At 61.4% G+C, this 15,446-nt stretch carries 11 protein-coding genes; 3 read left to right on the top strand and 8 right to left on the bottom strand.

Going from position 1 to position 15,446, the window contains the following annotated elements:
* Positions 1–27 precede the first annotated feature (27 nt).
* The 5 genes from DL240_RS21025 to DL240_RS18845 all read right to left on the bottom strand — a co-directional run bounded on the left by DL240_RS21025 (position 28) and on the right by DL240_RS18845 (position 8,839).
* Entirely contained in the window at positions 28–1,560 is a 1,533-nt protein-coding gene (locus DL240_RS21025) for a matrixin family metalloprotease (RefSeq protein WP_430673513.1), read from the bottom strand.
* Positions 1,561–1,942: 382 nt separating this feature from the next.
* Entirely contained in the window at positions 1,943–2,287 is a 345-nt protein-coding gene (locus tag DL240_RS18860) for a hypothetical protein (RefSeq protein ID WP_111731451.1), read from the bottom strand.
* A gap of 9 nt (positions 2,288–2,296) precedes the next feature.
* Positions 2,297–2,509 carry a hypothetical protein gene (locus DL240_RS18855; RefSeq protein ID WP_111731450.1) on the bottom strand — a complete coding sequence of 71 codons (213 nt, stop codon included), beginning with the start codon at positions 2,507–2,509 and terminating at the stop codon, positions 2,297–2,299.
* Between the two features lie 114 nt (positions 2,510–2,623).
* Entirely contained in the window at positions 2,624–3,052 is a 429-nt protein-coding gene (locus tag DL240_RS18850) for a hypothetical protein (protein WP_111731449.1), read from the bottom strand.
* A gap of 216 nt (positions 3,053–3,268) precedes the next feature.
* Positions 3,269–8,839 carry a protein kinase domain-containing protein gene (locus DL240_RS18845; RefSeq protein WP_111731448.1) on the bottom strand — a complete coding sequence of 1,857 codons (5,571 nt, stop codon included), beginning with the start codon at positions 8,837–8,839 and terminating at the stop codon, positions 3,269–3,271.
* A 958-nt stretch (positions 8,840–9,797) separates the two neighbouring features.
* Here DL240_RS18845 and DL240_RS18835 point away from each other — a divergent pair.
* Entirely contained in the window at positions 9,798–10,622 is an 825-nt protein-coding gene (locus tag DL240_RS18835; RefSeq protein WP_111731446.1) for a hypothetical protein, read from the top strand.
* Positions 10,623–10,855: 233 nt separating this feature from the next.
* Here the strand turns inward: DL240_RS18835 and DL240_RS18830 are convergent, their stop codons facing one another.
* From DL240_RS18830 to DL240_RS18820, 3 genes are all read right to left on the bottom strand, one after another.
* The gene (locus tag DL240_RS18830; RefSeq protein WP_111731445.1) at positions 10,856–11,062 is read right to left on the bottom strand and encodes a hypothetical protein; all 207 of its coding nucleotides are present in this window, start codon (positions 11,060–11,062) and stop codon (positions 10,856–10,858) included.
* A gap of 132 nt (positions 11,063–11,194) precedes the next feature.
* Positions 11,195–11,347 carry a hypothetical protein gene (locus DL240_RS20150; RefSeq protein ID WP_158542784.1) on the bottom strand — a complete coding sequence of 51 codons (153 nt, stop codon included), beginning with the start codon at positions 11,345–11,347 and terminating at the stop codon, positions 11,195–11,197.
* Between the two features lie 383 nt (positions 11,348–11,730).
* Positions 11,731–13,191, bottom strand: a complete 1,461-nt coding sequence (locus DL240_RS18820; protein ID WP_111731443.1) for a restriction endonuclease — start codon at positions 13,189–13,191, stop codon at positions 11,731–11,733.
* A 558-nt stretch (positions 13,192–13,749) separates the two neighbouring features.
* Here DL240_RS18820 and DL240_RS21020 point away from each other — a divergent pair.
* Together DL240_RS21020 and DL240_RS18810 are read left to right on the top strand one after the other, a co-directional pair.
* A complete protein-coding gene (locus DL240_RS21020) occupies positions 13,750–14,295 on the top strand; it encodes a hypothetical protein (protein ID WP_199589869.1) in 546 nt (181 codons plus the stop codon).
* Between the two features lie 233 nt (positions 14,296–14,528).
* Positions 14,529–15,413, top strand: a complete 885-nt coding sequence (locus DL240_RS18810) for a hypothetical protein (protein WP_146618426.1) — start codon at positions 14,529–14,531, stop codon at positions 15,411–15,413.
* Positions 15,414–15,446 lie beyond the last annotated feature (33 nt).

Here is a 15,446-nt window from a genome sequence, read left to right as displayed (position 1 = left end):
TTAAAGGTCGTGTTAGAACTATAGGTTTTAGTGGATATATAGAAGGTAAGAGTCAAGATACTCATAACCTCCCGCGAGCGATGCGTTGTGAAACACATCTCCAGCGGTTGCGTAGTCCCATAAGAACCCATCAAAATAAACGGGATTGGAGGAGCTGTTGTGATAGCGAATTCGACCATGCCCGTTTGCTCTATTTTGATTCGTGCCTGGATTATGTATCGTCGTCATCCATTCATTGATACCTCTAGAAATGGTAGTTGGACGTTTTTGAAGTCTGGTAAACTCTTGTGTATAGTTTCCGAGCGAAACGTAACCAGTAGTTGGGTTTACGTTGATTTTTCTGGAAACTAGCCAGGGGTCGGATCCACTCGCGCGCATATAGGACATGGTGCAAGAGGTTGCGTCGCATGCTATGCTGGGAGTGTCGAGCGAGGATATAGATAAGGTTTGGGGGGATGTCCACGAAGCGCCGCCATTGTTTGATGTCCTGAGTACAATGCGATTTTGAATTCCGCTTGGTGTGGCTCCTTCGATGTAAGCAAGGATGAAACGGTCAGAGTTATGGTCATAAGCAAGCTCTGGTGAAATATTTGTACAGTGAAATAACCTCGAATAGGTGCCTGATACAAGTGCGTCGGATGAGCTGTGCAATATATCGATGTATCCACAATCATTATAGTCGTTTTGGGCAACGGTCCATGCGCTGACCCACTGCTGGGTCACATAACCACTACTCGCGACTGCGGGACGATGCCATGTAGGATGATTGACTACTGTAGTTGTCCATGTTGGCGCTACAGTGGGGTCGGTTGTTGCTCGAGTAAAGTGTATGGCATCTCCGTTCTTCGTATTAGATGCTACGACTAATCGATCAAGATGAGGTAGAGTCTCATTGGGAATATATGAATAACCAACAGCTCCCGACGGTTCGAGCCAATAAGATGTCCCGGGAATTGACTGCCAGTTGTCCCAAGAGTTAGTTGCATGATCATATCGTCTGTATCGCCGGTCACGTTCCACAGGAGCGTTTCCTGGAAAAGCGGCTCTTACTGCTTTAATGTCATCGCCATACAGGTTTCGTAGAAATCGATTCCCAGGGTGCATAACTGAATATACGTTAGAGTCGTCAATTCCTAACGCGTGGCCAAACTCATGTACTAGAACTGAAACGAGATCGAGTTCGTTAGTGCCAAGGCTTGTCCCTGCCAGCGTCCAAGACGGGGAGGAAGTCGAGAGTCCTAATATACAAATATCAGCTTCAGTCCTGTTGCCAAAAATAGAGATGATAGGCGAGGTGTATGCTAACGTGGTACATCCAGGCTCTTCACAGCCATATCCGCCTCCAATTACGCTATGCCCGTCGCCGTGAGCAGATCCAGCACATGGGCTGAGCGAAGTTGTTCCGTTGTATTGGTGGTCCCATCCTGTTCCCGACTGAGCGGACCATTGGGCAAGCGCGTAAAGAGTCCAGTTTTCATACTGGGTCTGAGAAAGGGATAGATTAGAGTTGTTTTGAGAGGAAGCGTTTAGCCGTGAAGTGAAGGAGCTTGTGTTGATCATGAAAGTGAATGAGTTGTGTGATGGCCAAGGGGTAGATTGGAGGTTATAGCTCCATGCATGAGAGGATAGTGTTATCAACAGGGTGAATGTGGTCGCGACGACGACCCCTAAGGGCATTCTTTTCATTTGGACTTACTCCTTGTGCGAGTCTTTTGCTGTATGTGGATATGATTACGCTATTTTAGAAATTTTAATCGCGCAAGAGGGGTAGGTTTTTGTTTCAAATGTTTACAGATGATGGGTCCAGGTGGTAAATCTAAGGTTTGTGTTGCTAGTGTGCTTGGTGTGAACGTAGGACGGTTAGGGGAGATGACTATCGTGAGCGCCGGTATATCACGAGCATCCATCCGTGCTCGCGTAAGCCTCAAATCCGCATAAACACTCATTCTCCAACACCTCGCAAATCCAAAAGAATGTCGCTGGAACGCCCTCGTATCAGGTTTGGATCGACAGCCTCGTAAAGCAGCATCGCAAAGATTTCGATGTCTTCCTGACGCCAGTGAGCGGTGAGTTCTAGAAGAAGCAGGTACGAAACCGTGCGGTAAACCTCCGCAAATCGGGTCGTCGGCATCGCTCGTCCGCGAGCTTTTTTACCCAGATATTCGAGTAGGCGGTTGGAGAGTGCCAGCGCCAGAATCGCCCCGTAAGTCAAGGCTTTAACGATATGTTCTTTGCTCGAAGGAATTTCGCCGAGGCGCCCGATCTGATGGAGTTGTTTGAAGAGCAACTCGACCTGCTAGCGCAGCGCGTAGACGTCGGTGATGTCCCCGGCGGTGATCTGCTCGGCGTCGGTATTGGTCACATAGACGTGGTAGGTGTTGGCCTCCTTGTTGCGCACCGCGATTAACCCGAAACGGCGGCGCATAAAGCGTTTTTGACTTTTGTAGGAGCGCTTAAAGAACCCGATTTCGACAATCGCTTCAAAGGTCTTGCGTCGAAGCCTTCGCAAAACCTCCTGAAGCCGTTTTCCGGCAACATCGATGCGATGGCGCGCGCCACCGCCCAGATCTTTTATGACCCGCGGGTTGGCATTGGTCTTTAAGCGGTTGAGAAAGTAGCCCCTTTACCGCGTGATCCGGTGGAAAAAATGGAAGGGGTAGTAGCCCAGTTCGAAGCTCAGCAGCGAGCCTTTCACCCACGAGCCGATGCGCCTCCAGAACACAACATCGCCGGTGCGCTCATCGGTGAGCTGGATGTGGTTGGGCGAGCCATCGACGACGTTCATCACCATATGGAGCTTAGCCGAAGTCGGGCTGTGGTTGGTGCGGCAGACCGGGAAGGCGTCCCTGCGCAGTTGATGCAGTCGCAGCACGGTGGCATCTATCGTCAGGATGCGCTGAAAGCCGCGCATGCGCTCGCCAAAGACTCTGGGCAGCTTTTCGCGCAGCTGACGAAGCACTTCGTTAAGCGGGAGCGAGAGCGGCTCTGTCAGCTGCCGGGTGAAGCGATCGAAGAACGCCGCGCGTGTGTGAAGTGCTCCAGACGAACTCAAGGTAGCTCGGGAGCATTATTTTTTGGTCTGGTACCAACGTAAGGGAGCTCGTGAGCATCAAATTTTAGTATCAGACCATCGTGGGAGACCCTGGGAGGTGGATGAGGATGGTCCAGACTACCTCAGAGGACCTCTGGGAGGTGGATGAGACTGCTCGGGACAACCCGCGAGGACCTCTGGGAGGTGGGATGAGTCGGGGCGCCTGGGGCAAAAGGATCATTCGACCATGCTTTGCAGGGCCAGGAGATCGGGGTCGAGGGTGGGATCGATGCGGATGGGGAGCTTGATGGTGAAGGAGGTGCCTTTGCCGGGGGTGCTTTCGACGTGGATGGATCCGCCCATCAGGTCGCAGAATCGGCGAGTGATGGTGAGGCCCAGGCCGGTGCCGCCGTGGCGGGAGATGGAGCGTTGGTCGGCCTGGTAAAAGGCTTCGAAGAGGCGTTCGAGCTGGTCGGGAGTCATGCCGATGCCGGAGTCGGAGACGGTGATGGCGAGCCAGTCGTGTGAGGGGGCGTTGTTGGCGTTGTCGGCGCGCGTGGGGGCGTCGATGAGGGTGATGGTGAGGGCGACGTCGCCGTCTTCGGTGAATTTGGCGGCGTTGCCCAGAAGGTTGAGGAGGATCTGGCGCAGGCGAGTTTCGTCGTTGAAGAGGGTGACGTCGGGGATGGGGGAGAGGGAGAGGGTGTTGTGGTTGCTTTCGACGAGTTGACGGGCGGTGGCGGCGACGTCGTCGATCATGGCGCGCAGATTGAAGGTGTGGGGGGCGAGTTCGATGTGGCCGGCTTCGATTTTGGAGAGGTCGAGGATGTCGCTGACCAGGCGCAGCAGGTGTTTGCCGGCGACCTGGATGCGGTCGAGGTCGGCGACCAGGTCGGGGAACTCGTCGGGGGAGTGCTCTTCCAGGAGCATTTCGGCGTAGCCGATGATGGCGTTGAGCGGGGTGCGCAACTCGTGGCTCATGTTGGCCAGAAAGGTGCTCTTGGCGCGGTTGGCGCTTAAGGCCTCTTCGGTGGCGAGTTCGAGGTCCTGGTTGAGGCGCGCCCGCTCTTCGCTGGCCAGGATATGGGAGGTGACGTCGCGGATTAAGAAGACGTGATGCTGGTCGTATTCGTGGAGCTGGTGTTGGGCGCCGGTGTCGGTGAGTTCAAAGACGCGGCGCTGGTTGTCGGGGGTGCGGATGTCGGCCAGGGCGCTCTTAAGGTTGAGGCCGGAGGCCAGGCCGGAGTCGCGGTTTTTCCAGTTGGAGGCGTCAAAGGCCCGGGCCCACCAGCGGGAGAGCGAGCCCCAGGGCTCGGCCATGGCGTGGAGGGTGGGGGTGGCGGTGGAGAGGTTTCCGTGGGCATCGACGATGGCCATGCCGAGTTGCACGGCGCTGGTGGCGTGTTCCAAAAGTGAGGCGCTGCGTTCGGAGGCGCGGGCGACCTCGGCCTCCAGGCGAGTGGTGCGGGCAGCCTCCAGGAGGATGGCCAGGGAGTTGGTCAGGCCCTGGAGGGTGCGCAGGTCGCTTTGCGCGAAGACGCCCTCGGAGAGGGAGGAGTCGAGGTAGACGACGCCGCGGGGTTTGCCGCGGGAGATCATGGGGACGGCGATGGCGCTGCGCAGGTGATTGCTAAAGGCCTCCTGATCCCAGCGGGCGCCCTCGCGCACGTTGTGCACGACCAGGGGGCGGCCGGTGGCGAAGACCTGTTGAACCAGGCCCTCGGCCCAGTCGTGGTGGAGGGGGACCAGGTCGGCGTCGTCGTGCTGGCGATGCTCCACATGGCGGGAGGCCTCCAGCAGCAGGTGGGAGTCGTCGTCGGGGTTGACGTGAAAGAAGAAGCCGCGTTGGGCGCCGAAGATGGCGATGAGTTCGTCGAGGACCTGGTTGAGTTTGGTCTGCGGGGTGCCCAGATCGCTCAAGACCTGGTGGATGCGCAGCAGGGCCTCAAAATGCTGCTGCGTGCGCGCGCTCATGGTCTGCGAGGAGGTCAGGGAGTTGCGGGTGCCGGTGTGGGAGGAGCGGGGCAGCGAGGAGCTGGTGGCTTCGCGGAGTTCTTCGGAGAAGTCGGCGCGCAGGCGGCGCAGGCGCGGCGCCCAGCCCTGGTCCTGGGCGAGCTGGAGGGCGTGGCGGAGGTAGCGCAGGGTGACATCGGGGGAGTTCTGCCGGCGGTGCAGGAGGGCGAAGCAGCGGGCGATCTCGAAGTGGACCAGGGGGATATCGGCCTGGTCGGCCAGGTGTCGGGCCTGGTCGAGGAGGGGGGGGACCTCCTGGAGGCGGCCGCGGTGGAGTGCGGCGAAGGCGCTAAAGAGGGCGTGGTAGGCGCGGTAGAGCGGGACGCTGGCGGCCTGGTCGAGCTCCGCCAGGGCGTGGTCGAGGTTGGCAAAGGAGGGGAGCGCGCCCTGGTCGAGGGCCTCTTCCACGCGCAGCAGGTAGAGCCAGGTCTTCCAGATGTAGAAGGAGCGCAGGTAGAAGGGGATGCGGGGGAAGTTCATCGGGAGGGATTCAAAGCCCTCGATGTGGCGGTCGACCTCGGCGTCGAGGAGGTGGCGCTCAACGCTGTACACGAGGAGCGCGTGGTGGAAGAGCGCGTGGTAGTAGAGGCGATCGCTGGTGTGCTCAAAGTAGCGCTGGATGGCGTCTTCGTGGGCGCGGCGGTCGCCGGGGTCGGCGGTGGCGACCATGCCAACCAGGGCGGTGGCGGCCAGGGGGGTGGTGGCGAACTGGCGGTCGGCGTTGTCTTCGCCCAGGCGGGCGCGCAGGGCGCGGATGGCCTGGCGAGCCACCGAGAGGGAGCGGCGGTGATGGCCGCGCAGGGCGTAGGTCTGCGCCAGGAGGGTGGCGCCGGAGGCGTACTCCCAGGCGTCGAGCCACTGGCCCTGTTCCATGACGGAGGCCTCAAAGGTCTTGGCGGCCTCCAGGGGGCGTCCGGAGAGGTCGTCGACCATGGCGTTCATGAAGTTGACCATGGTGATGGTGGTGCGGTCCCGGGTGGTGCGGGCGTGGTCGATGGCGCGTTGGGCGTGGTCTTTGCTCCAGTAGGGGCGCCCGGCGGCCGCGGCGATAAAGCCCAGCAGGCTGTGGGTGCGAGCCAGCAGGGCGTGGTCCTGGAGTTTGACGGCGACGTCGTGCTGGCGCAGGCCGATCTGGAGGAGGAGGTCGTCTTCGAAGGTGAAGTAGCCGATGCGCGAGCCGAAATCGTAGAGATCGGAGAGGACGCGCATGTGTCGGCGCTGAGCTTCGCTCAAAGGTTTGCGCAGCAGGCGGCCCAGGCGAGGCTGGCGCGTGGCGAGTTCGCCCAGGGCCCAGGCGCCCAGGCTGGTGGCCAGGTCGGCGGGGCGGGGGCGAGGGATGGTTTCGCCGATTTCGGCCAGGGCCTTCTGGAGTTGCTGGCGCGCCCGGGCGATGTCGAGGTTAGTGATGTCGACGTTGGCCAGTTCTCCGCGGAGTTCGGCGCGCAGGTAGGGGTCGGAGGCCTGTTCAATGGCGCGGGTCAAGTGGGTCTGGGCCAGGACCAGGTTTCCGGTGCGCGCGGCGATGCGCCCCAGGTCGGCGTCGAGGGTGGGGTGCGGGACGTTGAATTCGTGGGCGATGCGGGCGGCGTCGCGCAGGAACTGGAAGGCCTGGAGGTAGGCGAAGCTGGCTTCGGCCAGCTTGCCAGCGCGGTGGTTGATCTCCAGGGCGCGGGCCGGGTTGAGGTGGGGCTGGCCCAGGGCGTAGTGACGGGCCAGGTCGAAGAGGCGCGCGTGGGCCTGGTCGTCGTCGAGGGTGCGGGCGATCTCCTGGTGGCGTCGGGCGCGCTCGTCGGGGTCGAGGTTCTGGAGGAGGCGCTGGCGCAGGGAGTTGTGGATCAGGGTGTAGCCCTGGTCGCTCAGGTTGCGGAGCAGGCCGGCCAGCGAGGCCTGGGCGAAGGCGTCTTCGACGCTGGCCAGGGCCAGGCCGGCGCAGCTGGCGAGCTGTTCGGGGTGGTCGACCACGCCGAAGAGGGCGATCCAGGAGAGGACCTCGCGGGTTTGTTCGGGGAGCTGGTCGAGCTGGAAGTGCAAGAGCTCGGCCATGTCGTCGGGGAGGTCGAGGCCCTGGAGGCGTTCGGCATCAAGGACCCAGCGTCCCCAGAAGGGGCGGAGCACGGCGGCGTCGAGGAGGGTGCGGATGAAGGACTCGACGGCGTAGGCGTTGCCGGCGCTCACGGCGAAGATGCGCTCGACGAGTTCGACGTCGACGTCGGCGCCGGCCAGGCGCGCGCGGATCAGGGCGTCGACCTCCCGCAGCGAGAGCTGGGCCAGGGTGATGCGGGTGTGGAGGATCGAGCGCAGGGAGCCGGCGAGTTGGTTGGTGCGGGGGGAGGCCTGTCGGGAGTCGTCGGCGCCCAGGAGGATGAGCAGCGGGGCCTGGTCGCGGGCCAGATCCAGGCGTTGGAGCACGCGCTCGGTGGCGTCGTCGAGCCACTGGGCGTTGTCGATGGCGATCAGCGCGCCCTTCATCACCCGGGCGATCTGGCGGAGGATGGCCGCCAGGGAGTCGTAGACCACGTCGGAGCGCAGGTCGAGCCCGGGGGAGGCTTCGGCCGCCGTGTTCTGATCGAGCTGGAGGGCCAGGCGAGGCACGGCCAGATGCAGGGCGTCGAGGCGGTGATCGACGATGTCGAGGAAGAAGGTGGTGGTGGCGCGGAGCTCGTCGCCTTCCAGGCGGTCGATGTAGTCGCAGATGGGGTCGAAGAGGCGTTGCAGGGGGGCGAAGGGGTGGGATTCTTCGGCCTGGATGGTGATGAAGAAGGTGCCGGCGCCTTCGGCGCCGGCGCGGGTGACGAGCTCGTGCATCAGGCGCGATTTTCCGCTGCCCGAGGGCCCCTCGAGCATGGCCAGGGTGGTGCGGTGTTGCTGGGAGCGGTCCCAGGCTTCCAGGAGCTGCTGGAGCTCGGCGCGGCGGCCCACGAGCTCATGGACGCCGTGGTCCAGGGGCATCGAGGTGGGGCGCTGCCCCAGGTGCTGGAGCTGGTTGAGCAGGGCGGCGGCCGAGCCCGGGCGGTCGGAGGGGTCTTTGGCCATCAGCCACCGAATGATCCCGGCGAACTCCGGGTCGAGGTCCACTCGCCGCGCCCGCGGATCGGGGATGGGGGCGGTGGCGTGCTGCGAGAGGATGGCGCGGGGGTCTTTGCCCTCGAAGGGAGGTTCGCCGGTGGCGGCGAAGTAGAGGAGGGCACCCAGGCTGTAGAGGTCGGAGCGGTGGTCGACCAGGCGCTCAAGCATGCCGCCCTGCTCGGGGGAGAGGTAGTGCAGGGTGCCCTCGAGGCGTTGGGCGTCGTCGACGTCGACGTCGGCGGCCAGGCCAAAGTCGATGAGGCGCGGGCGGTGGTCGTCGTCGAGGAGGACGTTGGCCGGGTGAATGTCGCGGTGAATCAGGCCGTGGTCGTGCACCTGGGCCAGGGCGTCGGCCAGCTCCGTGGCCAGCGCCAGCAAGAGCTCCCCACTCAAGGGCTCCCGGGTCACACGCTCCTGGAGCGTCTCGCCCTTCACATACTCCAGGACGATGTAAGGGGTTTTGTGGGACTCCCCGACCTCATAGATGCGCGGCAGCGCCGGGTGGGTGAGGCAGGCCAGCAGGCAGCCCTCGCGCAAAAAGCGTCGGCGGCGGTCGTCGCTTAAGTGGGCGCCGGGCTCCCGGGAGGTCTTGACCGCGACGGTGTCGACGCCGCGGCTGGCCAGAATCACGACCGAGTCGGCGCCGCGCCCGATGGGTTTGTGCAGGCGCACGCCTTCGATGGTGGGGGCGTGGGAGAGGGAGGCCAGCGAAGGGGGGAGCGTCTGCATATGTCGGGTCTGTGGCGAAGGCAGGTCAGGCGGCGGGCGGGGGGAGGGGCCTGGTGGAGCGCGAGGGGGAAGGTTGGGAGGTCGAGCGGGTCGGGGGGGGAGTGCCGGGAGGTCGAGCGGGTTGGGGGGGAGTGCCGGGAGGTCGAGCGGGTTGGGGTTGCAATTTTTAACGACGGAGGCCCGGTCGATCAAGGCGGGTGAGGGGGTGGGAGGGGAAAAAGATATAGGGAGGGTGAGGGGTTAGGGGGTGCCGAGCGCCCCCAGGACAAAGCCAGCGTCGTCGCTGCGTCGTCGCGGTAGCGTTGCTACAGCTTCCTCCTGGCTCCTTGCTGGACTTTGCCCTGGATTTCGCTCGGGTTTTTTGGTGTGCGGTGTGCCGAGCGCCCCAGGACAAAGCCAGCGTCGTCGCTGCGTCGTCGCGGTAGCTAAAGCTACAGCTTCCTCCTGGCTCCTTGTCAGGCGCCGCCCTGGATTTCGCTCGGGTTTTTTGGTGTGCGGGGGGAGGAGTACTTTAAAGCACTTATTACGCCGTGAACTCTCGTCGATGTCATGTCTGCTGCATCGAGAGCACCGCAGTCCGGGGGGCTGAATTTTAATGTTGCATCCGCTGGCATCAGTTTCTGCTCACTGCGTAGTACGGGGGGGCTTGTCTTGTCTCTTCGCAGGGACAAAAGGGACGAAGTGTGTCCTGCCCCGTGACTCTGTTGAGAGAAAAGAGAGGTGCTTGAAGCCGGCAGAGTTCTGGCGTAGAAGCTCAGCTCATGTGTACGCTGTAAGTTAACGTCGATGTCGCGCGTGTTTCGTTGAAAGCGCCTTGAACTGCGTTGCAAAGCCTGGACGATGCCTAAAGCATCGCCTGCGTTTGGTACGTTGCCCGAGGTGTTTTCCATGTCGCATCCATCGATGCCGACGTCTGCTCACTGTGTGGTAATATCACGCTGAAAATAAGGGAGAGCTCATGTGTCGAAACTATCGTTTGATTGTTGGTCGTGTGGCTATGCTGCTTGCGCTGGTGATTGGATTATCGTGCGGCGGCGAGGAGCCGAAGGGCATTGTCGCCGATGCCGGGAGTGATTCCGGGGGCAATGGCGAGGTGTCTGATGGGAGCGAGCGGGAGGGTTATACCTGGCGGAAAAGTTCGATGCGGGTTCAGGTGCGCCCTGATGATGATGCGTCGATGAACGGAAATATGGAGGTCGTCGATCCGGCCGAGGTGGACGTGATCTTTCACGCGGAATTTGCGCTGCGGCCCGATGAGGACTCGAGCGAAGACGATGAGATTCCGGTTGAAGACGGCACGGTGCTCGTGGGCGTTGGTGATGTGGGGGCGTCTGATGAAGAGGACTTTGACTGGATCGATCTCACCCATCAAGGGGGCGGTATCTACACTGGCTCTGCTCAAGGGGTGGCCGCCGTGTATCGGATGAAGATGGAAGCGCCCGGGGTCCCCTCGGCCCAAAAGACCACGGAGTTGATTCCTTTCGGTCGGCTTCTGTCGCCGGTTGAGGGTGAGTCCTACCCGCGCAATCAGGATCTTGCGATTGAGTTTGAGCCGATTGAGCAGGGCGTGATGGCCGAGGCGCTGCTTGATGGTCGCATGCTCTCTCGCGCCAACCGCGTTGGTGATCAGGAGGAGCTTGCGATTTCGTCGGCGTGGTTGGAGCGCGGTGCTACTCCGCGAATCGGTCTTAAACGCGTTGCCGGTGAGGTAAGTTTTGGTAGCGCGGGGGCGTCAGGGATCGTCGTCGAGATGTATCGTGAGGTGGATATTACGATTGAGTGATGTACTCGGTTTTTTTGGTGTGCGGTGTGGCGAGCGCCCCCAGGACGACGCTGACTGTGTCGCTGCGTCGTCGCGGTAGCTAAAGCTACAGCTTCCTCCTGGCTCCTTGTCAGGCGCCGCCCTGGATTTCGCTCGGGTTTTTTAGTGTGCGGTGTGGTGAGCGCCCCAGGACGACGCTGGCGGCTTTGCCCTGGATGCGCGCGGATCTTTTTAGTGTGCAGGGGGAGGCCGGCTCATACCTTGCGGGCGATGTAGAAGCCGTAGCTGTAGTAGGCCTGGTAGCGCTCGTAGAGTTCGATCTCGTGCTGGTGTTCGGCGACGCAGGCCCGGGCGTCGTCGGAGTGGTTGTGACGCTGAAGGAAGGCGTCGAAGTCGGCCTGGAGGGGGCGGTAGTAGGCGTCAAGCCAGCTTGAGGGGGGCCAGAACGCGAACCTCGCCATGGGTGACAATCGAAATAGCCGGGCGCACCGTCGAGCTTCGAAGTCCGAACTGGCTATCGATAAACTTCGCGAGCGTGTTTCCACGAACCAGCGTCAGGACAATGGTTGTGTCCAATACATAGAAGGGGTCGCTCATTCGATAGCCTGCGGCGCTTCGAGGAGCTCTTCCTCACTCTCATCCCCCGGCCAGGTACCAAAGAACGCAGTCACACCTGAGGACGCGTCCTGCGGCACCATCTGCACCACGGGGGCGTTTCGCAGCGCTACCGGTGCGGCTTCGAACATGCTGTCACCCTCGCTCGCGGCAGCGATGGATTCGACATCCAGCTTCAACAAACGTCCCGATGGGCGGTAATGCGCCATGCCTGAGACGAGGAGGTAAGGGGGCTGAGTTGCGGATCTGGGCGTCGAGATCGAGAGCTAAGGAGGCTGAGTGGCGGGACGTGGGCGTCCAGATCGCCAACTAAGCACGCTGAGTTGGGGATCTGGGTGTCCAGAATGGGGAGTTGAGCAGGCTGAGTTGGGGATCTGGATGGCGAGATCCGGAGCTAAGGGTGCTGAGTTGTGGATCTGGGCGTCCAGAATGGGGAGTTGAGCAGGCTGAGTTGGGGATCTGGGTGCCCAGGACGGTAGGTTGGAGAGCGCTACGCTTTTCGGCGGCGACTGCCTCACCCCAACCGCAACAAACTCAACTCATCCTTCTCCACCCCGATCCCATGCTCCACGAGCAGCTTCACAAGCTGCGTCCCATCCATCAGCCCGACCGGCGTGGCGTCGGGGCGTTCGGCCTCCTGACGGGCGCCGGAGCTGAAGTCGCTGGTGGTAATGATGAGTCCCTGTTCGTGGGAGCCGAGGCTGCCGCGGACCTGCTGGACGGTGGGGCTGCTGATGTTGTTCTTCCAGCGTTTGACCTGGACGGCCATGCGGGTGCGGATCACGTCGCCGACCACCAGGGTGCCGCGCACGTCGATGCCGCCGTCGTTGGAGCGGCTGGTGACGTCGACGTCGCCAAAGCCCAGCGCGATGAGAAGGCGGCCGACGAGCTCTTCGAATTCGGTGGGGTCCATCTCGAAGAGTTGGTCGTGGAGGCGCGTGCGGATTTTGTCGTTATGGGCCTGGATGTAGGCGGTCAGCCCGGTCTGGCTCCAGCGGGACAAGCCAATCATGCCCTCGCCCAGAAGCTCAAAGCGCGCGGTGTCGCCGCGCTCCTTTCGGCGCTGGGTCTCCTGATAGATGGAGGCGTACATGGTCGACGCGGGGCTCTGGCTCTCGGTCACGATGAGGCGCAGGTCCAGCGCGCGGCTGGTGATGTCGGCGTGGTGCATCGGTTCGCGTTCGGCGAAAACCTGGAGGATGCGTTCGGCGGCATCGGTGAAGGAGAGGGTTTCGGAGCGCTGCGTGGGGGTGACGGTCGTGCGTTTTGGAGGTGCATCGGGCTCGATCTCGACCTCGGAGGGGCTCTCCAGGCCATCGCGATTCAGCTCATAATGCCCGGGTGAGGAGCGGCGAAAGTCCGACGAGTCGCCCCTATTTTTAATATGTACAGCGAGCTGGGCGCCGATGGTTTCATGGGGCGTGGCGCCCGTGGTGGACCAGAGGCCGCGTTCTAAGACGCGGCGCGTGATCTCCCTGTAGTGGAGGGGACCATCGGCGTCGGCGAGTACAATTTTGGTGGCTTCGAGCGCCGTGAACGCGCCAGATGTGGTCTCAAAGTCGGCGTTGTCTCCGAGGTCGTCATCGGCTCGGACGGCGGCGAGTCCCGGGACGTGCTCTTCGAGCACGAGTTCATGAGCGTCGGGATGCACCAAGGCCGTCAGGATCACTTTCGGAAGCTCGCTGCCAAAATGCGCGGCGCATGCGCGACCGCGCTCGGTCAACGCCCACACCCCGTGCCTGACGCTCTCCGAGAGGTTCGCCCGCTTGAGGCGATGGTGCGCCCACCCGATGCGGTTCTGGTAAACGGGCTGGTTTCCACTGGGAAGGAGCTCCTCGACCTGAGCCTGGGAGAGATTCAAGCGCTCGGCCAACGCGGCGTAGACCTCGGAGGTGGTCAGGCCGTCGGGGTGCCTGGCGAGCAGGTCGAGCAGGGGGGTGATGTAGAGGGCGAAGGTGGGCTGATCGTTGGGCATGGTACGGCTACGGCTTGGGTGTGCAGAAGACCCCTGGGATGGTGAGGTGGTGGGGAGTATCGGCGGGGTGGCCAGGAGGCGTCAACGCAGTCTTTGCCATCCTCTATTTGAAAGGAGGTTGGTCGCTTAGCGCTAATCATCCAAAACGCGCACCCGGACAAAAATCGCGGTCGCTAATAACGAGTGCTTTATCAGGCCCAGCCGCTATGAAAGAAAACGTTAGTAGCCGAGGGACGGCCTCACTTAACCGGCTGATGAACGAAAACGCGGCTTCAATGTCGTGACGCCGTGCCGACGCGGTCCCGGCCGAAGCTCGGCGGGCGTTCCGGACTCAAGTCGTTTCGTGCCGGGCGATGAGAATAAGCGATCGCTTCTTCTCAAGGGCGCAAAAGAAGCGATCGCTTATTTTGCGCGACCCACACTCCTCCATTGTCCATGATCTCGTCGAGGGAGCGCTCGCTGCAGGCGCGCCGCGAAGATTGTGAACGCACCGCGTTCACAATCTCCGCTGAACGTTGTTTCCACCCCGCACCGCTCATCCCACCCCCCGGCCCCCCCATGCCCACCCACCCCTGGACCTTCCGCCCCCGCTTTCGCCGCAACGCCTTCGGCTGGCGCTCTCAGCCGGCGATGCAACGCATCAAGGAGGCGGTCGCCGAGATCAAGGATGTGGCCACCCACGACCCCGCGCTCGCTGCAGAAGGGGCGGTGCTTCTCATCGAAAAGCTCTCGCCAGCGCTGGAGCGGGTGGATAGCTCCTCGGGAGCCATCGGCGGGACCGTGAACCGGGCGATCGCGGAGCTGACGGCGATCATCGGGGCGGCGCGGGCCGAGACTTCAAAGCGGCCGAAGTTTGCGGTGCAGGCAGGGCTGGCGGCGCTGCGCTGGCAGGTGGAGGGGCACGGGTATAAGGCCGTGGCCAACGATGGGCGCCTGGCCTTTGCGATCACAATACGGGCCGCCGAGGCCGCCGGGGAGGTGGAGGCGGTGCGGGCGCAGGTGCGGGAGTGGGTGGAGAACCCGCCGCGGGGGAGAACAGGATGGTGCGGCTGTTTGAGGAGTGTCCGGGGGGATGTGGCGATAGAGCGCATATATAGTGGGTGATGTCCGTCTCTCGGACGGTTGTCTCACAGGCGAATTGCTGTCTGGCCAGGTCCGATGATCCGCATGGTTCGCAAGCGCTGGATAACTGTTGAAAAACTATCTAAGACCCTACACCAAGGTGGTGAACGAGGTGCTGGTGGAGGGCGGCCGGACGCACGCGGTCATGAATACCCAAAATTTGATCCTCGATTAGTTTTTGTAAAGGATGCGCTAAACCAACTTAAGGAGACGTAATGAGTTTTAATTATAAGAAAGCCAAAAGCATCTGTTTGTTCGTCGGGGGCATTGGCTTGTCGTTATCTTATGCTGCGGGATGTGGCCTCATTGATTCGTCTTCAGACTACGACATTTGCGATGGCAGTTCGGATCTTCGTCTTGTTTATAAAGGTGTAGGAACGGGCTTAATGTCGTCGGAGGACCGCTTGATGAACGAACATGGTTATGATTTTTTAATGATCGACGGCGAGTGTAATTATTGGAGTTATGAGACGTCCGGGTATATGGCACCTGTTGTCTCTGGCTCATTAACTGAAGAACAGGCCGCGGCGATTTCGGCAGATCTATCGGTTAATGACTGGGTCAATTATGATGATGATTTTTACCAGCAGCCGGAATATGCCCACGCGTCGGTACATGTGTTCTGGAGTCCGGATTCCTCATTTTCCTGCAGCGCCGATTGCACGCGTTGGTTTGGCAATCAGGATGCCACAGAAATTCGCGAGAACGCTCGCCAGTGGTTGCAGGAGCTGAATGAAAGTGGGGAGTCGAATCCGCAGGCTTTTCGAATCATGGTCATAGAAGCACCCCATGAGTTGCACTTTGACGCGCCGCCGGTGCCTGTGGGATTTGATTTGCAGTCTTACGTATTTAGCGAGGAAGAATACGGGCGCTACTGCGAAGGAGACTCCCATTATGTGACTGGCGAGGTGGCGGTTGAGCTTGCCCGTCTTCGCGAGGACTTCATAAATGGGATGTACGGCTCCGGGAGGTTTGGGATTGCGATGGAAGATGAGGATGGCAAAGTCTACGAAGTGTATCTTCGCGATGCGTTGCCTCAAGAGGATGAGAACGGGTTGATTCGGGTATTAAATGAGCATGATGTGCAGTGTCCGCAGTGAGCGGGCTTTCGGGCGCTGGGAGTCGACCGGACG

Source organism: Lujinxingia litoralis (assembly GCF_003260125.1).
Taxonomy (GTDB): domain Bacteria; phylum Myxococcota_A; class Bradymonadia; order Bradymonadales; family Bradymonadaceae; genus Lujinxingia; species Lujinxingia litoralis.
Note: the sequence above shows the minus strand (reverse complement) of the source record. Positions and strands in the feature narration are given on the sequence as shown.

Bases quoted from the DNA above. Each gene is read 5' to 3' on its own strand.
- DL240_RS18820 (WP_111731443.1), bottom strand. From the start codon at position 13,191: ATGCCCAACGATCAGCCCACCTTCGCCCTCTACATCACCCCCCTGCTC.
- DL240_RS18830 (WP_111731445.1), bottom strand. From the start codon at position 11,062: ATGGCGAGGTTCGCGTTCTGGCCCCCCTCAAGCTGGCTTGACGCCTAC.
- DL240_RS20150 (WP_158542784.1), bottom strand. From the start codon at position 11,347: ATGTTCGAAGCCGCACCGGTAGCGCTGCGAAACGCCCCCGTGGTGCAG.
- DL240_RS21020 (WP_199589869.1), top strand. From the start codon at position 13,750: ATGCCCACCCACCCCTGGACCTTCCGCCCCCGCTTTCGCCGCAACGCC.
- DL240_RS21025 (WP_430673513.1), bottom strand. From the start codon at position 1,560: ATGATCAACACAAGCTCCTTCACTTCACGGCTAAACGCTTCCTCTCAA.
- DL240_RS18810 (WP_146618426.1), top strand. From the start codon at position 14,529: ATGAGTTTTAATTATAAGAAAGCCAAAAGCATCTGTTTGTTCGTCGGG.
- DL240_RS18845 (WP_111731448.1), bottom strand. From the start codon at position 8,839: ATGCAGACGCTCCCCCCTTCGCTGGCCTCCCTCTCCCACGCCCCCACC.
- DL240_RS18835 (WP_111731446.1), top strand. From the start codon at position 9,798: ATGTGTCGAAACTATCGTTTGATTGTTGGTCGTGTGGCTATGCTGCTT.